General features: G+C 39.4%; 19 protein-coding genes and 2 pseudogenes. 2 read left to right on the top strand and 19 right to left on the bottom strand.

What is annotated here, in order from left to right:
• Positions 1 to 3: 3 nt before the first annotated feature.
• The 6 genes and pseudogenes from AC1TO4_RS02650 to AC1TO4_RS02625 form a co-directional block, all read right to left on the bottom strand.
• Positions 4 to 792 (bottom strand): 2-keto-4-pentenoate hydratase, encoded by a 789-nt coding sequence (locus AC1TO4_RS02650; RefSeq protein WP_482104006.1) that lies wholly within the window; start codon positions 790 to 792, stop codon positions 4 to 6.
• A gap of 57 nt (positions 793 to 849) precedes the next feature.
• A pseudogene (locus AC1TO4_RS02645) lies at positions 850 to 948 on the bottom strand (aldehyde dehydrogenase family protein); the annotation flags it as partial.
• Positions 949 to 959: 11 nt separating this feature from the next.
• Positions 960 to 1,208: a ferredoxin gene (locus tag AC1TO4_RS02640; RefSeq protein WP_482100554.1), complete on the bottom strand. Its 249-nt coding sequence runs from the start codon at positions 1,206 to 1,208 to the stop codon at positions 960 to 962.
• Between the two features lie 94 nt (positions 1,209 to 1,302).
• The gene (locus tag AC1TO4_RS02635; protein WP_482104005.1) at positions 1,303 to 2,343 is read right to left on the bottom strand and encodes an NAD(P)/FAD-dependent oxidoreductase; all 1,041 of its coding nucleotides are present in this window, start codon (positions 2,341 to 2,343) and stop codon (positions 1,303 to 1,305) included.
• A gap of 87 nt (positions 2,344 to 2,430) precedes the next feature.
• The gene (locus AC1TO4_RS02630) at positions 2,431 to 2,910 is read right to left on the bottom strand and encodes an aromatic-ring-hydroxylating dioxygenase subunit beta (protein WP_482100552.1); all 480 of its coding nucleotides are present in this window, start codon (positions 2,908 to 2,910) and stop codon (positions 2,431 to 2,433) included.
• The gene (locus AC1TO4_RS02625) at positions 2,907 to 4,178 is read right to left on the bottom strand and encodes an aromatic ring-hydroxylating oxygenase subunit alpha (RefSeq protein WP_482104004.1); all 1,272 of its coding nucleotides are present in this window, start codon (positions 4,176 to 4,178) and stop codon (positions 2,907 to 2,909) included. The genes AC1TO4_RS02630 and AC1TO4_RS02625 overlap by 4 nt, the downstream gene beginning before the upstream one ends.
• 837 nt (positions 4,179 to 5,015) lie before the next feature.
• Between AC1TO4_RS02625 and AC1TO4_RS02620 the strand changes: the two genes are divergently transcribed.
• Positions 5,016 to 5,906 carry a LysR family transcriptional regulator gene (locus AC1TO4_RS02620; RefSeq protein ID WP_482104003.1) on the top strand — a complete coding sequence of 297 codons (891 nt, stop codon included), beginning with the start codon at positions 5,016 to 5,018 and terminating at the stop codon, positions 5,904 to 5,906.
• Between the two features lie 780 nt (positions 5,907 to 6,686).
• Here the strand turns inward: AC1TO4_RS02620 and gnd are convergent.
• From gnd to AC1TO4_RS02560, 12 genes and pseudogenes are all read right to left on the bottom strand, one after another.
• On the bottom strand, positions 6,687 to 8,093 hold the full coding sequence (gene gnd / locus AC1TO4_RS02615) for a decarboxylating NADP(+)-dependent phosphogluconate dehydrogenase (protein ID WP_482104002.1): 1,407 nt from the start codon (positions 8,091 to 8,093) through the stop codon (positions 6,687 to 6,689).
• A gap of 14 nt (positions 8,094 to 8,107) precedes the next feature.
• Positions 8,108 to 9,658, bottom strand: a complete 1,551-nt coding sequence (gntK, locus tag AC1TO4_RS02610; RefSeq protein ID WP_482104001.1) for a gluconokinase — start codon at positions 9,656 to 9,658, stop codon at positions 8,108 to 8,110.
• On the bottom strand, positions 9,655 to 10,383 hold the full coding sequence (locus tag AC1TO4_RS02605; protein WP_482104000.1) for a GntR family transcriptional regulator: 729 nt from the start codon (positions 10,381 to 10,383) through the stop codon (positions 9,655 to 9,657). The genes gntK and AC1TO4_RS02605 overlap by 4 nt, the downstream gene beginning before the upstream one ends.
• 275 nt (positions 10,384 to 10,658) lie before the next feature.
• Positions 10,659 to 12,011, bottom strand: a complete 1,353-nt coding sequence (locus AC1TO4_RS02600; protein WP_482103999.1) for a gluconate:H+ symporter — start codon at positions 12,009 to 12,011, stop codon at positions 10,659 to 10,661.
• Between the two features lie 161 nt (positions 12,012 to 12,172).
• A complete protein-coding gene (locus tag AC1TO4_RS02595) occupies positions 12,173 to 13,174 on the bottom strand; it encodes a LacI family DNA-binding transcriptional regulator (RefSeq protein WP_482103998.1) in 1,002 nt (333 codons plus the stop codon).
• A gap of 32 nt (positions 13,175 to 13,206) precedes the next feature.
• On the bottom strand, positions 13,207 to 14,043 hold the full coding sequence (locus tag AC1TO4_RS02590; RefSeq protein WP_482103997.1) for an SDR family oxidoreductase: 837 nt from the start codon (positions 14,041 to 14,043) through the stop codon (positions 13,207 to 13,209).
• Positions 14,040 to 15,116 (bottom strand): mannonate dehydratase, encoded by a 1,077-nt coding sequence (gene uxuA / locus AC1TO4_RS02585; RefSeq protein ID WP_482103996.1) that lies wholly within the window; start codon positions 15,114 to 15,116, stop codon positions 14,040 to 14,042. Before uxuA ends, AC1TO4_RS02590 begins: the two co-directional genes overlap by 4 nt.
• A 13-nt stretch (positions 15,117 to 15,129) precedes the next feature.
• Positions 15,130 to 15,750, bottom strand: coding sequence for a bifunctional 2-keto-4-hydroxyglutarate aldolase/2-keto-3-deoxy-6-phosphogluconate aldolase (locus tag AC1TO4_RS02580; RefSeq protein ID WP_482103995.1), 621 nt, complete (start codon positions 15,748 to 15,750; stop codon positions 15,130 to 15,132).
• Positions 15,751 to 15,766: 16 nt separating this feature from the next.
• The gene (locus tag AC1TO4_RS02575) at positions 15,767 to 16,786 is read right to left on the bottom strand and encodes a zinc-binding alcohol dehydrogenase family protein (protein WP_482103994.1); all 1,020 of its coding nucleotides are present in this window, start codon (positions 16,784 to 16,786) and stop codon (positions 15,767 to 15,769) included.
• A gap of 10 nt (positions 16,787 to 16,796) precedes the next feature.
• A complete protein-coding gene (locus AC1TO4_RS02570; RefSeq protein WP_482103993.1) occupies positions 16,797 to 17,753 on the bottom strand; it encodes a sugar kinase in 957 nt (318 codons plus the stop codon).
• A 2,010-nt stretch (positions 17,754 to 19,763) separates the two neighbouring features.
• Positions 19,764 to 21,203 (bottom strand): MFS transporter, encoded by a 1,440-nt coding sequence (locus AC1TO4_RS02565; RefSeq protein ID WP_482103992.1) that lies wholly within the window; start codon positions 21,201 to 21,203, stop codon positions 19,764 to 19,766.
• Positions 21,204 to 21,449: 246 nt separating this feature from the next.
• Positions 21,450 to 21,512 (bottom strand): annotated as a pseudogene (locus AC1TO4_RS02560) (creatininase family protein); the annotation flags it as partial.
• A 905-nt stretch (positions 21,513 to 22,417) separates the two neighbouring features.
• Here AC1TO4_RS02560 and AC1TO4_RS02555 point away from each other — a divergent pair.
• The gene (locus AC1TO4_RS02555; protein WP_482103991.1) at positions 22,418 to 24,067 is read left to right on the top strand and encodes a PucR family transcriptional regulator; all 1,650 of its coding nucleotides are present in this window, start codon (positions 22,418 to 22,420) and stop codon (positions 24,065 to 24,067) included.
• 65 nt (positions 24,068 to 24,132) lie between these two features.
• On the opposite strand, the gene AC1TO4_RS02550 is transcribed toward AC1TO4_RS02555, so the two are convergent.
• A complete protein-coding gene (locus tag AC1TO4_RS02550) occupies positions 24,133 to 24,546 on the bottom strand; it encodes a cupin domain-containing protein (protein WP_482103990.1) in 414 nt (137 codons plus the stop codon).
• Positions 24,547 to 24,691 lie beyond the last annotated feature (145 nt).

The following is a 24,691-nucleotide window of genomic DNA, read 5'->3' as shown; positions in this document are numbered from 1 at the left end:
CTATTAAAAATGAACACTTACTTCTCCCAAATGGGCAAACTTAACTGTGAATGCGTCTCCTTCTTTCGCTTCTACCGCTGCTGAAAGTGCGCCTGAAAGAATTACTTCTCCAGCAAGAAGAGGGATGTCGAAATCCGCCAATCGATTGGCTAGCCACGCAACACATTTTGCCGGATTTCCGAGTGCGGCTGCGCCTACACCCGTATTGACGATTTCACCATTTTTCGTTAGTACCATTCCGATCAATTCAAGATCGACATCTTCTAGCTTTGTCGGTTTCCCGCCAAGGACATAGAAGGCGGATGAAGCATTATCGGCAACTGTATCCGGCAACTTAATCTTCCAGTCTGAAATTCTACTATCTACGATTTCAATCGCAGGCAATATGTAATCCGTCGCTTGTAAGACATCAAGCGTTGTCACATTTGGCCCTCTTAAGTCTTTCTTCAAAACGAATGCGATTTCGCCTTCCACTTTCGCTTGAAGGACTCTTTGTTTCGGGACAGCACTTCCATTTTCAACGACCATACTATCGAGCAGATGTCCATAATCTGGTTCATCGACTCCAAGTAGCGTTTGCATTGCTTTTGACGTTAGTCCAATTTTCTTTCCTACAATCTTTTGACCTTGTGCTACTTTTCTCTCAACATTTTCAAGTTGAATTGCGTAAGCTTCTTCGATAGTAAGCTTCGGCTCAACTGAAGTGAGTGGTGATATGCCAATTAGCGTCTCTTCTGCTTCTACTAATTGATCAGCAAACTGTTTACGTTTCGTTGCAACTTCGGTAGTCATCCCTCTACACTCCCTTTTATAACTTAATTGTGACGTTTGATAGTTCCGAGAAGAATTCAAGCTATGTGAGCCACCAGTTCTTCCGATTCCGCTATGCTTCATCCCACCAAAAGGTGTTCTCAAGTCACGAAGGAACCATGAATTTACCCAAATAATCGACGCTTTTGTTAACTGGCCACAACCTTTTCACAATTAAAAGGTTCATCCGCCATTAATATTGAATTCGATGGACAACTTTCATAAGCGTCTTCTAAGTCTTCTACCAAATCTTCCGATACAGGTGTATTTCCTATGTTGTCATCTAGGATAGCAAAGGAAATTCCTTCATCATTATAATCAAATAAATCTGGTGCCGCTGCACCACATGCACCGCAGGCGATACATGTATCCTGATCAACCGTCGTGTATTTGACCATTTTGACATCTCCTCATCTAGTTTTTGGTTTACGCACTATTTGCCATACTACCTCTCTCGGAAGCATGCAATTTAGTAGAGTTCATAACGACAGCTTATAGTGATGAAGTTGCGCCTACTTTTTCTCTTTTCGATTGTTCTTTATCATCCATTATGGTTGTACTGTGCGGAGCTTGAAATCTCACTGTAGGATCTATAAACACTTTTGCATTGCTTACAGCTATAGGCGATTCACCAAATCCAGTCGCAATCAACTTCACTTTTCCTTTATATGTGCAAATGTCTCCAGTTGCGTAAATACCGGCAATATTCGTTTCCATATTGGAATTTACAACGATAGAGTTCTTCTCGATTTCCAGTCCCCAATTTCCAATAGGCCCCAGAGAGGAAACAAATCCATAATTGACAAGCACTGCATCTGCTTCAATTTCAATTATTCCATCGCCCTTTGCTTCTTTGATGATTACTTTTTCAACTTCCTCATCACCCACCAGTTCTATGGGTATATAAGGAGTTAACACTTCAACTGTGGATCGTTTTAACAACTCAACACTATGCTCGTGTGCACGGAACTTATCCCTTCGATGAATAAGTGTGACCTTTTCCGCGATTGGCTCAAGCATTAATGCCCAATCCAGCGCGGAATCCCCTCCACCAAATAGAACCACTTTTTTACCGGCAAATTCATTTATATTTGTAACAAAATAATGAAGGTTTTTATCGGCAAATTTATCTTCACCTTCAATATTCATTTTCTTAGGTTGAAATGCGCCGTTTCCAGCAGTAATAATGATTGTTTTTGAGTAATGAATGTCTGTAGATGTCGTTATTTTAAATACATCATCTAGCCCTTTCTCAACAGTCTCCACAGCTTGTCCCAGACAGGTTGTCGTTTCAAATTGGTTCATCTGCTCCGTTAGTCGATCAACTAGCTCCTGAGCCCCTACTTTAGGGAATCCAGCAATATCGTATATATCCTTTTCCGGATACAGAGCTGAAAGTTGTCCTCCTAGTTGTGGTAGGCTTTCAATGATTTTTACAGATGCTTGACGCATACCCGCGTAAAAGGCAGTAAATAATCCAACTGGTCCTCCACCGATAATCGTTATATCAAATACTTCATCCTTTTTATCCATATCCATCCTCCTGAATAGCTTTAAAAGCACTAAGACGCGAGTGTTTAATCCGAAAACTTAGTTTTTTATAGAGGGAAATCAAGACCTTTATAAAATCAGACTTATTTTCCCGTGAGGTCGTAAACTATCAAGTTTTAGTGTCACTTTCTTTTCTTGTATGATAATTTCATTATCATTCACAACAAATTTGTAATCGATAACCCCAACGAAACAGTCGAGCACATCACGTTTTGTTCGATAGGTAGAGAAATTGCATCTGACACTCACTTCATTACCTTCTTGGCTTTTGATCCTTACATTGTGGATGTTCCTTACCGTTTTTGAATGTGGATATTCTACATGTGCTTCTTTTTTCAATAATCTTTTCGCTCTCTCTTCTAATCGAGCTCGGTTATCGTCTATATAAAAAATTGATTTTGCTGGATCTGCATCAGGATTGCCAAGTGGTGGGACTTGGTAAATACCATCTATTGAAAATAATGCGGCCCACTCTTCCAATTGCCATTCATCGAGAAGTTCTGCCTCATGATATAGAAAGTCCGTAATTTCTTGACGTGTAATTGTCATATCAAGGCCTCCTCTTTCGCTTCTACTTTCGTTATTACTTTATTCCATTGCCTCCAAAAACTACGCATTTGCTCTTCGTCCGTAGCATGTGGTTGTTCTCTGTTCATTCCTTTGGATATATCATTCCATTGAACTTCTTTATTGTTCAGGTAACCTTCCTGACACAGTTCAAGTGCTTCATTATCATCCGGAGTAGCAAAGCCGCCTGGCCCTAGGAATTCAAGGAAATTATCGTTTCTTCTACGTCTAAATTTGTCACTTTCGCCTACAGGTGCTAGTGAATAACCAGTAACCTCCATATAATCGGGTTCAACCGGATAATAAGTCCGAGCAGTAACAGCCATGATGTCGTTAATCACTAAGTTAGGGAATATCAAGATGTTGCGATTATAGTCTGAAATTCTTTCAGCTCTTTCCTCACCGAATCTTTCAACTAACTTATTCTTAAGTTCGTTTATTTCTTCTTTATCTTCTTCTTCCCAAGCTCCTGTCCAATAGGCGACTGGCCTTCCCCAAGGGGCTTTGTATTCAATAACTGCATGGCCGTTTCCTAGGTCTTTGCCCGTTCCTTCAAGGACTACTTTTTTCACATTAGGATCCTGTGCCGCTTTAATATCAAAGTAGGTTTTATGTGTCGGCATCCCATGATACAGATCGACACTGTTTTCAGAGATTAACTTCCAGTTTGCACGTACGCTGTATTCCTGTGGATCATCTAGAACTTCCATACCTAATTCTGATTGATCGGCAACTAGGTCAATGTATTCTTTTGCATTTCCGAGATAGTCTTCTAAGGAGATGGCTTCATTATCAAAGTTTACAAACATGAAACCTCGGTAACTTTCAAGACGTTTAACCTGTGTCATGTTTTTGTCGCCATCACAGTTAAATGAATCTGGAAAACCATCTTTTCCTGGCATTCCAACTAATGTTCCATCATTCTTAAAACTCCAAGCGTGGTAGAAACATCTAAATACTTTCGTGTTTCCTTCACTTTCGCGGCTTATTAAAGCGCCACGGTGCGGACATGAATTATATAGCGTCCTGATAATCCCGTCACTGCCACGTGTGAATAGCAAGTTTCTTCCGCCAATTTTCCTTCTCTTAAAATCTCCATTTTTCGGTAGTTCTGTTTCATGTCCAATATACAACCAACATTTGCTGAATATTTCATCTCTTTCTGCCTCTAAAATTTCAAGGTCTGTAAAAACACTGCGGTGGACTGCAAATTCACATTCTTGTTTGTCTTCACGAATATAACTCTTCATTAAATTTCCTCCTAGGTATAAATCGTATTTAAACTTTAGAGAGTACAATTCAACAGCTTTTGCTAACGGGGATACTAAATTGATTCACCCATCTACGAATCAAATGGTCTACCTTTTAAACTCTAACTTCACCAATGTGAAATTCTATTTGATCTGCAACTGCAACTTCTTCTATAAGAAGTGTTACATCTATATTGAACTTCTTTTTCTCTTCGCATAGAAAACGCTTACAAATATCCTCTATGTAAATACTTGGATTCCTCTCAGTACTTTGAGGACACTTCCGTTAACTATCAATATAGATTTTCATCGGCAATGCTTAAATCTTGATTGACACTGGTCTCACACCTTCCCATTCATAATCTAACCGCTTTTTAGCTAGCCCTTATCTAAGTAATTTTGAAAGTTTATGTATACTTTTGTCCAATTACCAAAGGATTAGCGACATCATTTTGCCAGCGCGAGAGCTCATTAAATAGTCTGTATATTTGACTTACTCTTAGTATATGGACTACTCTGACTAAAGACCAATCGAATATTTTTTGTGTTTTAAGTCTTTTTTAAGATATTTTCTATACATCATTTCTAGGGAAGAAGTGATTTCACAAGAATGGATGATGCGTGAGAGATTAAGTGTAGAGGGATAAAGTCAACTTGCATGTGCCTTTGTAATTGATATAATAAGGTAATACGGTTCCATAAAATTCCCCGGAATGCATTTATTGGAGAAAATACAAACTTAGGGTCTTTTAGACTGGATTTGAGTTTGATTTCAGAATACACCAATTTACATTATGCTCTTATGATTCTATTATTTAAAAGGAGTGATTGATTAATATGGACCAAACTCAATTAGAGACTTTCCTGGCAATTGCTGAACATAAAAGCTACTCAAAAGCGGCGAAACTATTAAACGTCACCCAACCTACAATAACCGCGAGAATAAAAAACTTAGAAAATGAACTGCTTTGTCAATTATTCGAAAGAGTGGGAAGAGACATTATTTTATCCAGAGAAGGAATTGTTTTCTTCGAATATGCCACAAGCATATTAACTTATATAAACCATTCAAAAGAAGTGACCAGCTCCTCCAAATACCCCAACATAAGAATAGGATTTTCACCAGGTTATTCATATTCATTCATCATAGAACTATTATCTTCCATCATAACCATTGAAAATTTGGGCATAAAAATTATTGAGGGGGAAAATTCCAATACTTTAAATCAGCAAATCTTATCTGGTGAAATGGACCTCGTTTTCACTAGAAATGTTTTGTCACATAAACCTGAAGTTGTCTCTGAATATCTATTCGATAATAAATTAGTTGTTATCATCGGGAAAAACCACCCCCTTGCCAATAAGGAAGTGATCACTCTTGATGATTTAGAAAATGAAACATTGATAAGTTATCAACGTAATTCCCCCCTTTGGACAGAAATTGAACAACAACTAATCGGTATCCCCAATATAAAACGTATTGAAGTTGATAATAATGAAATGTTAAAAACAATAGTCGAAAATGGTTTAGGGATTGGGATTACACCATCACTAGGAGTCGACGCATTGAATGAAAGCGCTTTAATTGTGAAGCATATTAAAGAGATTGGAAATATCCCAAATGATGTCTATGTACAATATAGAAAGAACTCAGTAATTGCAAAGCCTATTAAACAAATCATATATTCAATTATTAATCATGAATTGAATAAAACCACGTTAGTTTAATGGGTATAGTATCGTTGAAATGAGTGCAAAAAAATAGAATCAGCCATTCTTACATGGCTGATTCTAATATTTTTACTGCAAAATATGTTGTTGGAGACTTCACCTACTCGGATGAATATTATCTACACCAAACTATATATGTTGATCAAACGAATACGGGAATCCACTAAAAAGTCACGAAACAAGTGAATGAATTATATTCTATGCTAATACCGCTTCGGTGCTTTGTGAATGCCTCCGAGAGCACTGAAAAAGTCCGATTCCCTTCAATCCCGTTGATTTCCGTTCCGAGCGGACGCTTTCCGCGGGCACGGCTTCAGCCAGGGAAGAGTGAACTTCTTTCTCTTCCTAGCTGTTCCCGCTGGAGTCGCCGCTCTCCACTACAATCAACTAGTTCTTATTATATTAAAGATCTTTTTCAATGGCCTCAATGCCTCCTGCGATAGTCAAGAAAGAAGACTAGGAAGGGATTGAACTGCATACTGTAGTGAGTCTTTCTTCAATGAAATTAGTTTCAATTAGTAATCACATTATAATCTCAGTTCATACATCTCAATTTCATTTTCAATAATGGAAAACTCCAGCGCAGGCGCGTCAAGGGGTAGCCGAAGCCATGAGACTGGATGCGAAGCGTTAATCCAGGCTCATGGCCAGAGGCATCCCCAAGGCGCCAAGCGATCTTTAATCCATACTCTGAATTACAACTCACTCTCAATAATGTGCACCTAGAGCGGCTCAGCAGACTCTACAGGGTTTTTTATTCAACATATAGAGTACCCATCATTTCCACTTCGTATGAAATGCCCCTTTTTCATCAATACGCTCATACGTGTGCGCACCAAAATAATCACGTTGCGCTTGAAGTAAGTTCGCATTTGATTGACCCGTTCGATAGCTGTCATAATACGTAAGCGAAGCACTTAGTGATGGGAACGACATTCCTGACATGACGCTCTCCGCTAAAACTTTCCTCAAACCTGTTTGATATTCTTTCGTCTTTTTCACAAAGTACGGGGCAACCAATAAATTAGCAATTCCCGCCTGTGCATCCTCATAAGCCTCGCTGATTGTGTTTAAAAATTCAGCGCGTATAATACAGCCGCCGCGGAAAATTAGAGCGATGTCTTTTAATGGCAAATTCCAATCATTCAGTTCTGAAGTCTTTTTGTATTGCGTAAACCCTTGCGCATACGCACAAATTTTCCCCATATACAAAGCTTGGCGTACATTTTCAACCCACACTTCTTTATCTAACTCTTCATTTCCAGCCGCCGGTCCTGCTAACACACTTTCGGCATATACCCGTTCCTCTTTTGAATGGGATAGATAGCGTGCGAATAGCGATTCCGTAATAATTGATACGGGAATCCCATTATCGATTGCTTGTATACTCGTCCACTTTCCTGTCCCATTTTGGCCTGTTTTATCAAGAATCATGTCGACAAGCGGCAATCCTGTTTTGGCATCTTTTTTCCTTAGTATATCTGCAGTAATTTCAATTAAATAACTTTTTAATTCTCCTTGATTCCACGTTTCGAAAATGTCTGCGATTTCATCTAAAGGAAGCTGTAGTCGTTTTCTTAAAAACGTATATGCCTCAGCAATGAGTTGCATATCCGCATACTCAATCCCGTTGTGCACCATTTTCACAAAATGGCCTGCCCCTTTTGGACCGATGTAAACGCAGCAAGGGTCCCCTTCCACTTGGGCAGCAATTTTGGTTAGAATCGGTGCCACTATTTCATATACTTCTTCGATGCCACCAGGCATAAGTGATGGACCTTTTAAAGCCCCTTCTTCCCCGCCGGAAACACCGATTCCTAAATAGTCGATTCCAATGGCCTTTAATTCATCAAACCTGCGTGCTGTGTCAATATAATTTGAATTGCCGCCGTCCATGATGATATCACCTGAATCTAACAGTGGAATCAGCGAAGAAATGACTGTATCGACCACTTTACCCGCTGTCACCATTAGAAAGATTTTTCGTGGCGATTGTAGAGATTGTACAAAATGCTGAAGATCATAATAGGGGTGAATTTGTTCGTTTTCACTTTTTTGTATAAGTTGATCTGTTAAATCCCTAGTGTAATTATAAACCGCTACATCTTCACCTTTGCTTGCCATGTTTAACGCGATACTGCTGCCCATCACGCCAAGACCCATAACGCCAATTGTATGATTCATCAATTTTCGACTCCTTATTTATCAAGTTTCGGTAAGTTTCTTTGATAATTCGCGATACTTTCATATTCATTTCCTAAAACCCTAGAGACATTAATGAATATCGGTAATAGCTTCACGTATTCTTCTACAGCAGATTCTACTGGTGTGTGACGATTTGTGCTGCCTATCATGTCGGATACGACGTCAAATGAATCGATTTTACCTGTTGCATATAATCCTAAGATACAAGCGCCCAGACATGAGCTTTCATAACTTTCTGGAACAATGACTTCCATGTCAAATATATCTGCCATCATTTGGCGCCATGTAGCTGATCTTGCGAAGCCTCCTGTAGCTTGAATTTTCGTTACAGGCTCGTCCATAACTTCTAGTAAGGCTAAAAATACGGTGTATAGATTGTATAAAACGCCTTCAAGAGCTGCCCGAATCATATGCTCTTTCTTATGCGACATTGTTAGTCCAAAAAATGAGCCCCGCACATCTGGATTCCATAAGGGTGCACGTTCGCCAGCTAGATAAGGATGGAATAACAACCCATCTGAGCCTGGTCTGACTCGTTCGGCGATTTTGGTTAACACTTCGTACGGATCAATGCCAAGCCTTTTTGCGGTTTCTACTTCTGATGCTGCAAATTCATCTCTAATCCAACGAAGAATCATTCCGCCATTGTTGACTGGCCCACCAATTACCCAGTGTTTTTCCGTGAGCGCATAACAGAATATCCGACCTTTGTCGTCTGTTTGAGGCCGGTCAATAACTGTTCGGATCGCGCCGCTCGTACCGATTGTCACTGCGACTTCTCCCTTACCGATTGCATTCACACCTATATTGGAGAGCACTCCATCACTTGCGCCAATGACGAAAGGGGTTTGTGGATTAATGCCCATTTTTCTTGCTATTTCATAATTACAGTTGTTAAAAATCTCAGTAGTCGGGACTAGATTAGATAACTGCTCCCGCGTGACACCCGCGATTTCCAATGCTTCTTCGTCCCAATCGAGTGCGAGAAGATTCATCATACCCATAGCAGAAGCTAATGAATGATCCACAACATAGCGATTAAAGAACTTTTTAAAGATGTATTCCTTTATGCCAATGTACTTTTTAGCTTTAACCGCAATTTCTGGACGATCATGTACAATCCAAGCAATTTTACTTAACGGGGACATTGGATGAATCGGTGTGCCCGTCCGTTTGTACACTTCATGACCATTTAGTTCTTCTTTTATTTTCCGAGTCCACGCTTCACTTCGATTATCCGCCCAAGTGATACATTGCGTCAGCGGCTGATCATTTCCATCCATCGCAATTACACTGTGCATTGCGCTGCTAAAAGAAATGAATAATAATTTTTCCGGGGAGATTTTGGAATGTTCCATTGTAGTTGAGATTGCTTTCAACACGGCTTGATAGATTTCTTCAGGATCCTGTTCAGCTGTAGAGATATCCGGCGTGTAAAGTGGATAACCGATATTCTCTTGCTGAATGATTTCACCTTTTTCGGTGAATAAAACCGCTTTCGTACTTGTCGTACCTATATCTATACCTAACATATAATTCGTCATTTTTTTTGCTCCCTTCCTTTGGTGAGCAATTGTTGCGACATCCAAAGGTCTTCTACTTCGTTTTGAACATTATCGAAGTTTTGATGTAATGCTTGAATCATGATAGCTCTGTCTTTTGTATGTATGGCTTCTATATAAAGCGCATGATTTGTTAAAATACGTGAAAAATCATCGTCTTTTTCGATTAATCGCGCCCGCATCGATAAAAGAATTAAGCTTTCCATCACAGGTTTCGTATTATTCCAAATCAGTTGGATGTAAGAATGGTCGATTGAACGAATAATCGTTTCATGGAAGAGTACATCTTGATAGGAGAACTCATCCGCATCTTTGTATTTAATGGCAACTTCCATCATTTCGAGTATTTTACTTAAATCACTTACCAATTCACTTGTGTCTATTTGTGCAATCCGTTCATAAACGAACGTTTCTATGAGCAAACGAACATCATAAAACTCCTTAATGTCTCGCTCTGTCAAGCCAACTACAACCGCACCCATTCGTTCTAATCGTATAATATTTTCAGAAGCCAATATCTTTAGGGCTTCGCGGATAGGAGATCGACTTACTTCAAATTCTAATGCCAACTTGTTTTCTGATAAAACGGTCCCCTTTTCAATTATGCCCGAAATAATCCGCATTCGAAGTTCGTATGCTAAACGGACGCCTGTAGAAGCGCTTGTATTCCATTTTACAGGGTATAGAAACTCTTGGGATTCACTCATCATTTCACTTCCTTGCTAGAAATTCCACATACTTGTATACAAGTATGATAGTATACATATAAGGATATGTAAACGTCTTTGCCTTATTTTAAAACAATATACTCTAAGTACTTTTTAGAGCTATTTTTATAAAGCTGTTTCAATAATTGTTGTCATTAACTCCGTACCCGTATACAGAGACAGAAATTCATCCTCATAAAAAACTGCCCGCATAAGTCGAAGTATTTCCAACTCACGGGGCAGTCCTTTATGAACTTAAAATATTTGATTATCAGTTAAACAAATAGGCTTAGAAGTAAAACGAAACCAAGTCCAGTTACTGAGATAACCGTTTCTAGCACTGTCCATGTTGCAAATGTTTCCTTCATTGTTAAACCAAATGACTCTTTAACAATCCAGAAACCAGTATCGTTAACGTGTGAGGCGATGATACTACCCGCACCTGTTGCTAATACCATTAGTTCCAAATTGACATCCGTGCCCGCCATCATTGGAATAACAAGTCCAGCTGTGGTTAGTGCCGCAACTGTTGCTGATCCTTGTGCAATTCTAATAACTGCAGCGATAAGCCAAGCTAATACCAGCGGTGAAATTGCACTACCTTCAAAGAGGACCGCGACATAATCACCAACGCCTCCATTGATCAAGACTTGCTTAAGTGCTCCACCGGCACCAAGAATCAGTAACATCATACCGATTGCCCGAACCGCAGTTTCTGCAGATTCCATAAGATCTTTCATTGGAATTTTCCGTGCGATACCCATTGTGTAGCTTGCCAGTAATACTGACAGCAACATAACTGTAGTCGGAGATCCAATCATAGTCACTAGATCAAAAAACACGTTTGCAGTTCCACTTTCATCTTGTACTAATTTAACGATTGTTGAAAATGCCATTAAAATAACTGGGAATAGCGCTGTGAATGCACTGATTCCAAATCCTGGTGTATCTTCTAGTTTAAATTGTTTTGTTTCACCGATTGAAGCGATACTACCGCTTGTACTATCTTTACTAAAAGCATTTGGTACAAACTTCTTCGCGAATTTTGTAAATATCGGACCTGCAATTATGACGATTGGAATTGCAATGATAAAACCATAAAGCAAGACCAATCCTACGTTTGCTCCGAACTCATTGGAAATAACTGTAGGACCTGGATGTGGCGGTAAAAATGCATGTGTTGCTGAAAGTGCTGCCGCCATGGGAAGACCTAAGTATAGAAATGGTACATTTATTTGTTTTGAAATTTGATAAACGATAGGTATTAATAGCACAAGGCCAACTTCAAAGAACAACGCAATTCCTAGGATGAAGGAAGCGGTAACAACAGCCCATTGAATATACTTCAATCCGAATTTATCAATCAATGTCATTGCAATACGTTGGGCACCGCCTGAATCGGCGATTAGTTTACCAAGGATTGCCCCTAGCCCGAAGACTAATGCAATACTACCTAGCGTTCCCCCCATACCACTTTCAATCGATTTTACAATCTCATTGATCGGCATACCTAATGCTAAAGCAATTAGGAATGAAACAACTACCAATGAAATAAATGTATTTACATTAAATTTCATGATTAAAATGAGTAAAACTATAATCCCTAATGCGACAATTAATAATGGCATAATTTTCTCCCTCTGATAAGTATAGAATTTTTCCAAACAATGTTTGTACTATTCTATAGTTGATCTCTTTTATTGGTTGATATAGCTATCTGTTCTTTTAATTATGATTCCATGAAGTAAACCGATTTATCTACCTAAGTTAATACTTCTTGCAAATTAAATCAACTAGATCCCCTTGCCATTAACGTTGGTTGTAACCGATGGATCTCCGGTTCCCCTTGTTCTTTTTCATTTATTTGCTCCATGAGTAATTTGACAGCCAGATTAGCCATTTCAATCATCGGTTGTGAAATGGTTGTGATTGAAGGCGTGTAAAAACTGGCAAATGGTACGTCATCTATCCCGATAACAGCTACATCTTCTGGTATTTTTAAATGATGCTGTTTTATGAATTTCAATACTTCCATGAGTACGAAATCATTTCCTGCTAATATTGCCTCAGGTGGTGCTTCAAGCTCGAACAATTCTTCGAGTGCTGAAGAAATGGCATCCGAGTCAGCAGTCTTCACATAATCTGTGTTAATATTCAATTGATGATGCGCTAGCGCACTTTTATATCCTTGAATACGTTCAATCCGAGGACTTATATTTCTAATAATTGACGTAGTGACAATGGCAATTTTGTCGTAACCGCTTTCAACGAATTGACTTACAGCCAATTCCGCCGCTTTTTCATTATCGAGCAAAACAGTTTCAATCCCTAAATCAGGGATTGTTCTGTCCATAAAAACAAGTGGAAAACCGGACTTTTTCATCCTCTTATACAAGTCGATATTTCCGCCTGTTGGAAATATAATAATTCCATCCACTTGCTTTGCCAAAAGCATATCGATATATTCTTTTTCCTTATCTGGTTCATCATCCGCATTACAGACGATGATATGAAAACCATTTTCATAGAACTTGTTTTCAATCGCACGGATAATATGAGTCGAGAACGAATGAAGAATATTAGCGACAATGACCCCCACAGTAAATGTAGATTTCTGTGTTAGACTGCGCGCTACACTGTTCGGGCGATAATCCAATTCTTCGACTGCGACTTCTATTCGTTCTCTTGTAAGCTCACTCATATACTCATAACGTTTATTTAAAAATTGAGAAACTGTACTTTTAGATACCCCTGCTAATTTTGCTACATCTGCTATTGTAATATTCTTCAATTTATCCAACTCCATTTTCTAACTACACACCATTATACACCGGAGTAGGCCATGAAGCCTCCATCTATTTGAATTGTTGTGCCTGTAACAAAACCGGAACACGATTCATCAACCAGAAACAGTAATGCGCCAAGCAAATCTTCAGGTTTACCGAATCGTTTCATCGGTGTAGCTGCAATAATTTTACTTGAACGTGCAGTATGGCTACCGTCTTCATTGAGTAGCAAGTCACGATTCTGGGTTGTTAGGAAAAAACCAGGTGCAATCGCGTTTACTCTCAATCCAGTTTCCGCAAAGTGGACAGACAGCCACATCGTAAAGTTATTAATGGATGCTTTAGCTGCACTGTACGCTGGTACTTTCGTCAACGGGGTATATGAACTCATTGATGACAGATTGACGATTGAAGGTGTTTCTGATTTCAATAGTTCTTTTCCGAATACTTGTGTTGCAAGGAACGTACCCGTGAAATTTGTAGCAAATACATTCGTAAAGCCCGACTCATCTAAGTCGAAAAAAGATTTTCCTTCCGAATGTTCATCGTGGTTCTCCGGATCGGTTACTGCATCGGGATGATTGCCACCCGCTCCGTTAATGAGCATATCAATACGACCAAATTGTTCCACGATTTTCGATTTTGCCTGTTCCAGAGACGTTCTGTCTAATACATCCGCTTCCACTGCAAGCGCTATGCCACCAGCTTGTTGAATGCTGTCAACGACTTCCTGTCCTGTTTCGACATTGCGATTCAAAATCGCCACTTTAACGCCTTGGCGCGCTAATTCACGCGCCATTTCTGAACATAAAACTCCACTTCCACCTGTAATGACGGCTACCCGTCCATTGAGTAAGTCATGAATTGGAATCATGATTCACCATTCGCTTTTTTCGTTTCATATGCGTCCCATAATCCGAGCAAATACATGATGCCTAAAGCACGGTCATACAACCCGTAACCCGGTCGGCAAACTTCTCCCCAAATATGGCGGCCATGATCCGGTCTGACGTATCCGTCGTAGTTTTGCTTATGCAACTCTTCTACAACACCTTTGACGTCAATTGAGCCATCTTGTGTATAATGAGATGTTTCTACGAAATCACCGTTATCATAAATTTTCACATTACGGATATGCGAGAATGGAGCCCGTGATGCGTATTTTTTCGCGACTTGAACCATATCGTTCTCCGGATTTGCGCCCATTGAGCCCGTACACATTGTAAATGCGTTTGACTCGGAGTCAGAAATGGCAATCAGTCTTTCGTAACTTTCTGGACCTGTCATAATGCGTGGCAGACCGAAAATCGACCAAGGTGGATCATCCGGGTGAATCGCCATTTTTATGCCGCAAGCTTCTGCAACAGGTAAGATTTCTTTTAAGAAAATCTCAAGATTTGCCCATAGTTGCTCTTCGTCCACTTGTTTGTAAGCTTCGAAAAGTTCATTAATCTTATCTAATTTCTCCGGTTCCCATCCAGGAAGCGTCAAATCGGAAGCTTCACTTACAGTACGGATCAATTCTTTCGGATCAAGCCCGTCCACTTTTGCTTTTTCATAGAATAACGCAGTAGATCCGTCTTCTAATGGATGGAACATTTCCGTACGCGTCCAGTCAAATATAGGCATGAAGTTATAACAAATGACTTTAACGCCAAATTCTGAAAGATTGCGGATCGTCTCTTTATAGTTTTCAATGTATTTATCGCGATCTTCATTGCCAATTTTGATGGCTTCATGGACGTTTACACTTTCAACGACGTCCGCGTGAAAACCGAATGATTTAATATAATCGACTTCTTCTTTTATGTCTTCTTTTTTCCAAACTTCTCCAGCAGGCACTTGGTGCAACGCCCATACGATACCTTTTGTTCCAGGGATCTGTCTGATGTGATCGAGTGTGACCGTGTCATTGTCTCTTCCGTACCAACGAAATGTGATATTCATCATGCCACTCCTTTTATTGTGCAATTTTGTTTATATATTGTTTACTCAGTTCCACTACTGCTTCGTACCCGCCCGATTTGTATGCTTTGTTCAAATCGCTGCCAATCCCCACAGCTACTGCGCCCGCTGCAAGCCAATCATTCATATTATCCAGACCGATGCCACCTGTTGGCATAATCTTCACTTGCGGCAATGGTCCGTTCACAGATTTGATAAATGAAGGGTCAAAGCCGTTTGCTGGGAATAGTTTCAATACATCACAACCAGATTCAAGCGCTTTTACCATTTCACGGATTGTCATACAACCTGGGAAATACGGAATGCCGTAGCGGTTGCAAATGCGTGCAACATCCTCATTAAAGTGAGGACTGACAACAAACTTTGCACCGGCTAAAATGGCATGACGCGCAGTTTCAGGGTCTAACACTGTTCCTGCCCCTATAAGCATGTCTTCATGCTGCAATTCCTCAAACACTTTTTGAACATTCGGCGTCGTATACGTCAATTCGATTGCCCGAATTCCGCCCTCAGCAGCCGCTTTGGACAACAAGATGGCTTCCTCAGCATCACTCCCGCGAATGACTGCTACGACCTTAGATGCCGCTATTTGTGCATGCGTCTCAAACTTTGACATGATTGTATAGCCTCCCTTAATCGAATACAATAACAGCTTTGCGAACTTTGTCTGGATTATTCTCAACAAAAGTAAATGCTTCTTGCACATCTTTAAGTGCAAAAGTATGTGTGATCAATCCGTCATGACGAAGTTTTCCTGCGTTTAAAAATTCAACAACTTTTGGCATTTGATTCGTTTGCAATCTAGATCCAACAATTGTGATTTCTTTTTTCGTAATTAATAATTGCGGAATTTGAGCTGGTCTTTCATCGAAACCAAGCACAACAACCGTTCCAGCAGGAGAAACAACTTCAATCCCCAGTTGAAATGTCATTGGTAGACAAACTGCATCGATGACGACGTTCGCCCCTTCGCCTTTTGTCCACTCATTCACGCGTTCTTTCACATCTTCCGATCCTACTTGAACCGTAACATCCGCTCCACTTTCCCGCGCAAATGCCAGACGTTCCTCGCTCAAGTCTGACATCATAACAGATGCACCTTGTAGTTTGGCGAATTTCAGTATACATATACCAATCGGTCCCGCTCCTTGGATCAGAACCGTATCTCCTGGTCCCACTTGACCTCTCCAAGTTGCTTGAGCACCAATTGTGTATGGTTCTGCCATAACAGCTTCGTTCCAATCTAGCGTCGAATCGACTGCGTGGAGTTGCTTTTCAGGAAGAACGAAATACTCTCTCATTCCACCGTCTTCATGAACTCCGAACACCGACAACTGTTCACATACATTCGGACGCCCTTTACGACATGCGTAACATTCGCCGCAGTAGCTAATCGGTTCTACGACTATATGGTCCCCGACTTTGAGTGTTGTTACATCTGTTCCTATTTCCACCACTTCGCCCGTCACTTCATGGCCAACAACACGCGGCAATGTCGCAAGCGGATTCGTTCCGTGGTAAATATGCATATCCGATCCACAAATTCCGACGCGCTTCGTTTTCACCAGTACATCCGTTGCAGAAACGATTTTAGGTTGTTCGACTTCATTGATGACAAGGTCATGCGCTTTTCTGACTTGAACAGCTTTCATCTTGTTCACCTTACCTTTCGATACCTTTTTCTTGTCGGATGAATGGCAATAGCTCTTCCAAGTAAGGAAGTCCTTCATTGTCTCCGGATACTGTCGTAACAAGAGCCCCGACGCCATTTGCAAGTTCCAAACTTTCTTCTGGAGAGAACCCATTCAAATACGCATAAATATAACCTGCATCGTACCCGTCACCTGCACCTACTGTGTCCACAGGATTGACTTTAAATGCAGCCTTTTCATACCAAGTACCCTCTGTAAGAATTCTTGAACCGTTTGCACCGTCTTTTATCACAAATTGACTTATTTTAAAACGCTCTGCACAAGCGACCAGCGCTTCATCAGAAGATTCTCCAATAATCAATTCAATTTCATCAAGCCCAGTCAGTAGAATATCAACATACGGGAATACTTTCAATAATGTCGCTCTCGCCTCTTCAATAGTCCACATTTTCAACCGTAGATTCGGGTCGAATGACACCGTAATCCCAATTTCTTTTGCAGTTTTAAGCACTTGTATTACTATTTCGAAGTTTTTTGGATCTATCGATAAAAACACGCCCGTAAGATGGACCACATCAATACCTTCAAACATGTCTTTCGTAATATCTTCTGGTTTCATCGTCAGTATTGGTGACTGATGGCGGTAATAAAACGTCTTCCCTGAACCGTCTTCTTGGATTTCTTTAAAGTTCAACGAAGTAGGATACCCTTCCATCAGCTCGACATTAGACACATCGACGCCTTCACCGCGTACAAAATTATAAATGACTCGTCCAAACTCGTCTTTCCCTAAACGGCTCACCCATTTTGATTTCAGGCCAAGGCGAGCACATCCAATTGCAAAATTCAATTCCGCCCCGCCTACTTTGCGAGAAAAATTTGATACAAATCGTAAAGGGCCTGTATCGGCCGGATTCATCGTAATAAGACCATCACCAAGTGTCAAAACACTAAATTTTGAAGTCACGTAATTCCTCCTCTTCTACCATTTCTGGTAGTTATCATCCATACAATTAACTCTATAAATCGGTTTAGTAAAACGGTTTAGTAAATTATACAATGAAAAGGCTTTCACATTCAAGTATTAGTATTTAGTATTCAACTAAAAATTAAACATTCTTCTTTTACTATAGCTTGCGCGTCCTTTAAGGATCTGACATTAGGTCAATTTCGGATGAATACGCCCTTAGTGATTACCAAAGTTAACCAGCAGATAAATGGATCACACACAAGGTGCAACATGTAGATTCGTTTTCGGATTGCTTTAGTTTGAACAACTTCTATACCATTATCGAGTTTTTTTAATTAGTAGAGATGCGACTTCGTCGCATCCCTACTAGTTTTTTCGTTAATCGTATGATGGTTGTTCATCCGTCGCTCTCCAAATTCACCGGTACAAGTTATGCCGAAGCTTTTCGGAACGATTGAATAGTTTGCTTCTCACCTGGAAAGATGCGGCCAAAGATACAATTTTGGCCGCTCTAACCTACTACTATAGTAATTCAATTTTCATTTATGGGATGTGTCACTTTCTTATATAGTAAAGCAGAGAATGCAGTTTACGACGTACTAGAGTGCCCGAAATTTCATCTTCGGGCACTTATACTCTTTATAAAGAGTAATCTATTCTTTTCTTTCAAAGCATCTGCATTTTTCACTTGGATATTGTAGGAACGCGACAGGCGATTAATCACAACAAGCTAACCGAAAAAGGTATTGCTAGAAGTGACGGAGTCACTTCTAGCAATACCTGCCCCACGGTTTAGGTGTAGTGATTAATTCGCCGAAAGCGGTTCGGAAATAATCATGTGAAAAATGGCGATACTCAAACTTTTCTCGCCAACATTTAGTATACTAACATCTAATTCTTGCACTCTAAAATACTTTTTAAAGTTTTTTAAAAAAGAGGTTTAACTTAAATGTAGCCGGGTATAATTAGATTACAAGGCAGAACTTCCGGAGGATGAACCCGGTAGACGAGTAACCTACAGGTGATTCTAACGATGAACTGCACAGCCTTGGCGGGAAATTTGCTTTACTGGCGATGTTTCACTTTTTCAGAACCGAGTATGTGGGTTCCAAGCTAATGTGTTGACCAAGCAGTAAGCGTTATGTTTTTGTTTAAAGTGCAATTAGATACTGACTTCAATAAAACAGATCGCTAACCGAACATCTTGCGTCTGCATGGCCGAATGGCTAATTGAGTCAGACCCATCAAACTGCACGGACGAGTTTTACGTACTAATCGTCAGTAATAACAGTTTGTGTAATTAAAAAACTATCAAATTTTCCGAGTGCACCCTTTTTATTAGGGAATGGAAAAAGCATGAACCTCTTAGTTTGAGGGTCATGCTTTTTCTTTGTGGGGACAAACAATAATCTGCGAAATGGTTGGTAAGACGCCGCTTTGTTGGTCCCTTCTTTATAAGTAAAAGTGGTAATTCACATAATGTACTAGTGCCGCCGAATAATATTTAATCTTCCAAGTTTGCAACAGTAATAATTTCAATTACCTGCGTAACAAGCAATTAATGATTTTTTAAACTCACACGATAGTTTGTACCTAACACTAATTTATAAAATAATCTTTAGCTATTGGGCTAATAATGGCAAAATCCCCTCCATTTTGTATAGGCTTCTGCATTAGAATCGACCGGCTTGTAACGAGTATTGAATACTTAACCTGTTGCTTTACAAGAATGCCTCCTGCTTTCATACATATCTGAAGTCCTTTTGAATTTAAAGCGCTTTTAAATCTGAGTTCAACAATTCCTAACCGCTTTAATCCTCCCATTTAATTTTGTTAATTCTTTTTTAACTAAGTTATATGCAAATTATGTGCCAACTCAATAACGGTATAGAACAACTGGACCTATCACTCAAGTTTATATGAGCGTTTCGCATTATCATTTGTGCCCCACTTCCATGTAGGATAAAATAGTCGATACTTATTTAATACCGTTATTTTTTTAATTGATCAGGTTTCGCTTTTAAGAACGAGCAATTTTTCATCTTCACCATTCACAACTGAAAGCTCGGTTATCATTTTCCCCTCATTATCCGGAATTGTTAGCATTATGAAGATTAATGACGGGATTGCAAAAACAATGTTTACCATTATCCCTGCAGATGCCGCCAATTCCATGTTACCCGTTGCTACGATTGCACCATAAACAGCTGTTGAAATCGCTATACCAAATGAAAAGCCAAGTGAGCTGGACATTTTATAAATACCTGAAGCAACACCAACTTTATCCTCTGGAGTATTTACCACAGCGGTATCCATTGACGGAGTTGCGTATAATCCAAGTCCAATACCTGAAAGCATGAAACCCAGAAAGACTGTGATTATATAAGCTGAGTCAGGTAAGAATGTTAACGCTGTTAAACTAATTCCAAGGGGAGTTATGATTGAAGCTGCAATCATTGGTTTTCTAGCCCCTATTTTTTGCATCATTTTCTCACCTACACGAATCATTATGAGCACAGCAACCAAGTTACCAATCGTTAATAAACCTGTTTGAAATGCTGTAAACCCTCTTGCCAATTGCACATACGTATTCGCAACCACAACTGTTCCACCGATCGCGCTTTGTAAAAAATTTGAGGTTACTGCTCCGGTATATGCTTTTGATTTGAATAAGGAAAATTCAATGAATTTACTCTTTTTCTTCATTTCAACTAGAAAGAATATAACGGTTCCAATTATAGTTACACTTATTAAAGCAATCGTAAGCGGACTCGTCCAACCAAACTCATGTCCACGTGTAATTGTTAAATTTAGTGCCAGCATAATGAAAATAAAGATGAGAAGGCCAGCAAAATCAAATTTTGAATGGCTTTTTTGTTCAGCTTTACTTTCTGGTATGTCTTTTAATAGGTACATCGCAATTAATGAGATAACAATGGATAGGACAAAAATCCATCTCCACCCCAGATACGTAGCAATGGCACCACCTACTAAAGCACAAGCACTGGCTCCACCCCATGAACCGAATGACCAATAACTAAGCGCACGTTGCCTGTCTTCCCCATCAAAATATGATTTAACTAAAGCAATGGTTGCAGGCATAATACATGCTGCAGAAATACCCTGAATGATACGCCCAACGATTAAAAGTGGAGCATTTTGTGCTAGAACAAGGCATAAAGAGCCAATAATACTTAAAAGCAATCCTAAAAAAGTCAGTTTCTTACGCCCTGTTCTATCTGAAATTCCACCAGCAGCAACAATAAACATACCTGAAAATAAGGAAGTTATACTAATAGCGATATTTAGAGTTCCGAGTGATATACCTAAGTCTGCTTGAATTGCGGGAATTATATTTACCATTGACGAAGCAAACAACCAAAATGTGAGGACGGCCAATACGATTCCAATAATCATTTTATTTGAACCTTTCTTCCCTACCTCCATTGTGAACCTCCTATAATTTCGTCTTAGTCCTTATTTCCATACTTATCCGCGAAGATACCCTAAATTGTTTCTTCAGAAATAAAGCGCTTTCAACGACTTACTATGGAGAAATATTTAAATTCCATGTTTACCCACAATTTTCTTTATCCAGGTTTATCTTTTAAGGTTCACGACCCGCCTAATTCGTCAACGTTCTTACTGAAACGAGTTCACAATGCAAACTAATGATAGTTGAAATGGGTAAGCCTAGGAATCACCAAGTGGTAAATGCGGTCCGTGCTGTTCCGTTGACCCTACAGGTAAATAAGTATTCTTTCCTTGGTACTAGCTTCGTATTCTATCCACGTCATTTGCTGTTCCTCTCCTATCCATAAGTTACTATTTGATGAAGACACCGCTTGGAGTGCTCACCTTAACTTGGCGGAACCTATCATGTCGGTATACTTCAAACCAATCCCTAGAAAATCCTCTACAGTACTATCCACCGCTTTCATTTCTAATTGCAGAATCCACTGAACTCCCTTCTTAACGGTATTGCAACCGCTCACAATACCTTTCCCAATTTATTTTCTACTTCTTAGAAACCTGGCTATATACGTTAAATACTCTGTATAAAAAAACTTAAGAAAATCCCATCTTTCTAGACTCGGTATAATGGGATTAGCACTTAACCATTCACAGACCAAAAGGATGCACATTTACTAACAGGATTAAATAAAGTTGATCGACCTATTCGGAAGAATCGGGTAATTTCACTTTGATTACAATTTCAGAATTTTCTGATTTATGGATCGCTTATTTATTAAGATACAGCTCGCTACCTCTTTTGACAATTGGAAGGTTGAGCTAATCTTTATTGGTAACAAAATACTTTTATATGCCCGATGCACAACAGAAAAAAGCACTATTTTAAAGCCTCAATACTCCGTCCCAAAAAGGTACCTTTGCAAGATCGCTTACGTAATTCATCAACAATAAATGTATCTAAATCGCATTATTCAACATAATACTGCGCCGGAATCTAATTACGCACTATTGACTCCTGATAGAGGGCCTCATTTATTAATGGTAAGTTAACACGCCGCTTTGTTAGACTCTTCTTCTAAGTGATAGTGGTGATTTACATAATGTACTAGTAACGCAAAATAATATTTAATCTTCTAAGTTTGCAATAGTGGTAATTTTCAGTACAATCATACTAAGGGGGAGAGTAAATGATCACCGTACAAGAATCATTAGGTTTGCCCGAATTACAAAAGATAATCGTCAGGTCCGGGCAAAGTGGGTTGGCTCGAAAAATTAGTTGGGCTCATGTAATTGATCATAATGATGTGGCACATTTTCTTGAAGGCCAAGAGCTTTTATTGTCATGTGGACAAGTGTGGCCAAAAGATAGAGAATTAGAAGAAAAATTTCTTAATTCATTACTAAGGCATCAAATCTCCGGTATTATACTTGCGACTGGCCGCTATTTAACACATTGTCCTCCTGCCCTATTAGAATTCGGAGAACAATACTCTATTCCCATTATGGAAGCACCATTTCAGGTACCTTTCGTACGGGTAACCCGTGCAATCCATCAGGAAATCATGGAACGCCAGTATAAAACTAGTGAATTAGTCCATCAGGTTCCTATAACTCTCTCGGAATTAATGCAAGTTGCAAAGGACAGTAAAGAAGTTTGCGAAATTCTTGCCTCCTTTCTCAAATGTACTGTTGTAATTACCGATGAAACAGATGAGGCATTGATAGTAGCGGGTCTAGAAAATGAACAACTAAACAAATTCACACTTAAAATGAAAAGTTTTGCTAAACAATTAAAAAACGAGCATCCATATGGTGATAGAGCCATTAGCGTAACTGAACGAAATATAGAGGCGATTCAATTACAGACCGTCTCCCCTTATGTACTGGCGGTTCCTGTATTTATAGAAGGTAATGAATATGGAACGCTTTGGCTTCTAAACAATGACAATATCTTAGATGAGTATCACACACTTGCACTGGAACATTCAGCCCACATACTCATCAATCTTTACAGGCTTCAGCAAGAAGAAAACGTCAAACGTTGGCAATTGCAATCTGAGGTACTAGGACTACTCATCGAAAATTTGGAAACGGCTAGTCTTGTCATTGATAGGAAAATGCATGAAATAGGTCTAATACAAACGGGACAATGGATGGCTGGACTTATCCTTTCAGGCAATGATAAGTTAGCCGAACAAACTCTTTTGGAATTAGGATTAATTCGAGGGGTCTGTAACAATTGGTTCAAGAAACAAGAAGACATTAGTGGTTTCTGTGAAATATACAACAATCAAGTAGTGTTGCTGTTTTCTTCAGGCTTGGAGAATGCCGAATTAGACAAGCGTTTAGCAATTTTAAGTCAACAAATCGTGAATATCAATGATCAACTTAACCCCGTTATTCTAATAGGCGATGCGCAAACGGAACTGATATCCTACGAGTTAAGTTACAAGAGTGCACAAACCCTAGCTGCAATAGTTCAATTTAAAACGAATTCAGGCCATATTTTCTTCACCTCACAATTTCGTCGCGAGATTTTGCTCTATGGAAATATGAGCCCCGCCGAAGCACACAATCTTCTCAACAAATTGTTACCAGAGGCGTTGCGTTTTGAAAAAGATGAAGTCCTTTATGAAACGTTAACTTGTCTTGCATTGCATAACTTTAACCGTGAAACAGTTGCAAAAACACTACACATTCATCGTAATACATTACGTTATCGAATTAAAAAAATTGAAGAACTCCTTCAAGACAGTTTATCTTCACGCGATTGTCAATTCTGGATCCAAACAGCTCTAAATATCGAGCCACTTTCTAGACAATATAAATCCACCTAATTTCCTGTTAATTAAAACGTGCCTACACGTATTGCGCAGGCACGTTTTCTATTGGATCCTTTTACTTACAAATAACTAGGGGTAGCTACTACATTTTTGAAATATACAGCTTCTCCATTGCTTTCTCCATCAAAAATAACCGTCGTATTCGGAGAAAATACCAATACATCTCCAACTTCTCCCACATACCTATTCCCCTCTATATCACGAACAATCATTGTTCCACTCGTTACAACTTTTATTTCAATGAAATCAAAGTCTGCAGAATAGTCTTCCGAAGGTTGTAGTGCAAAGTAACCCATTGTCAATTCAGCCTTTTCAGTTGTAAGTGGAACATCAACAATTTGCCCTTTCAGATTCGGAGTTCCACGTAGCTCGCTCAATTCATTAAGTTTATATGTCCCCGCTTTTATTAATTGAATACCAGGCTTAGCACACAATAGTTTCACTTCATTTTTCGTTACTGTTTTTCCAGACATTCTATTACCCCCTAATTTTTTTTGAAAAGTAACATGCATGAACATAATACGGTATATACATGGAGCAATAAGATCGGCAGCGAAGAAAACTGTTTTATACCAAGCGCTTTCTCTTCAGAGCTATCTGTCAAACACTAATCGTTTT

This window comes from Sporosarcina sp. Y838 (assembly GCF_056786515.1).
Note: the sequence above shows the minus strand (reverse complement) of the source record. Positions and strands in the feature narration are given on the sequence as shown.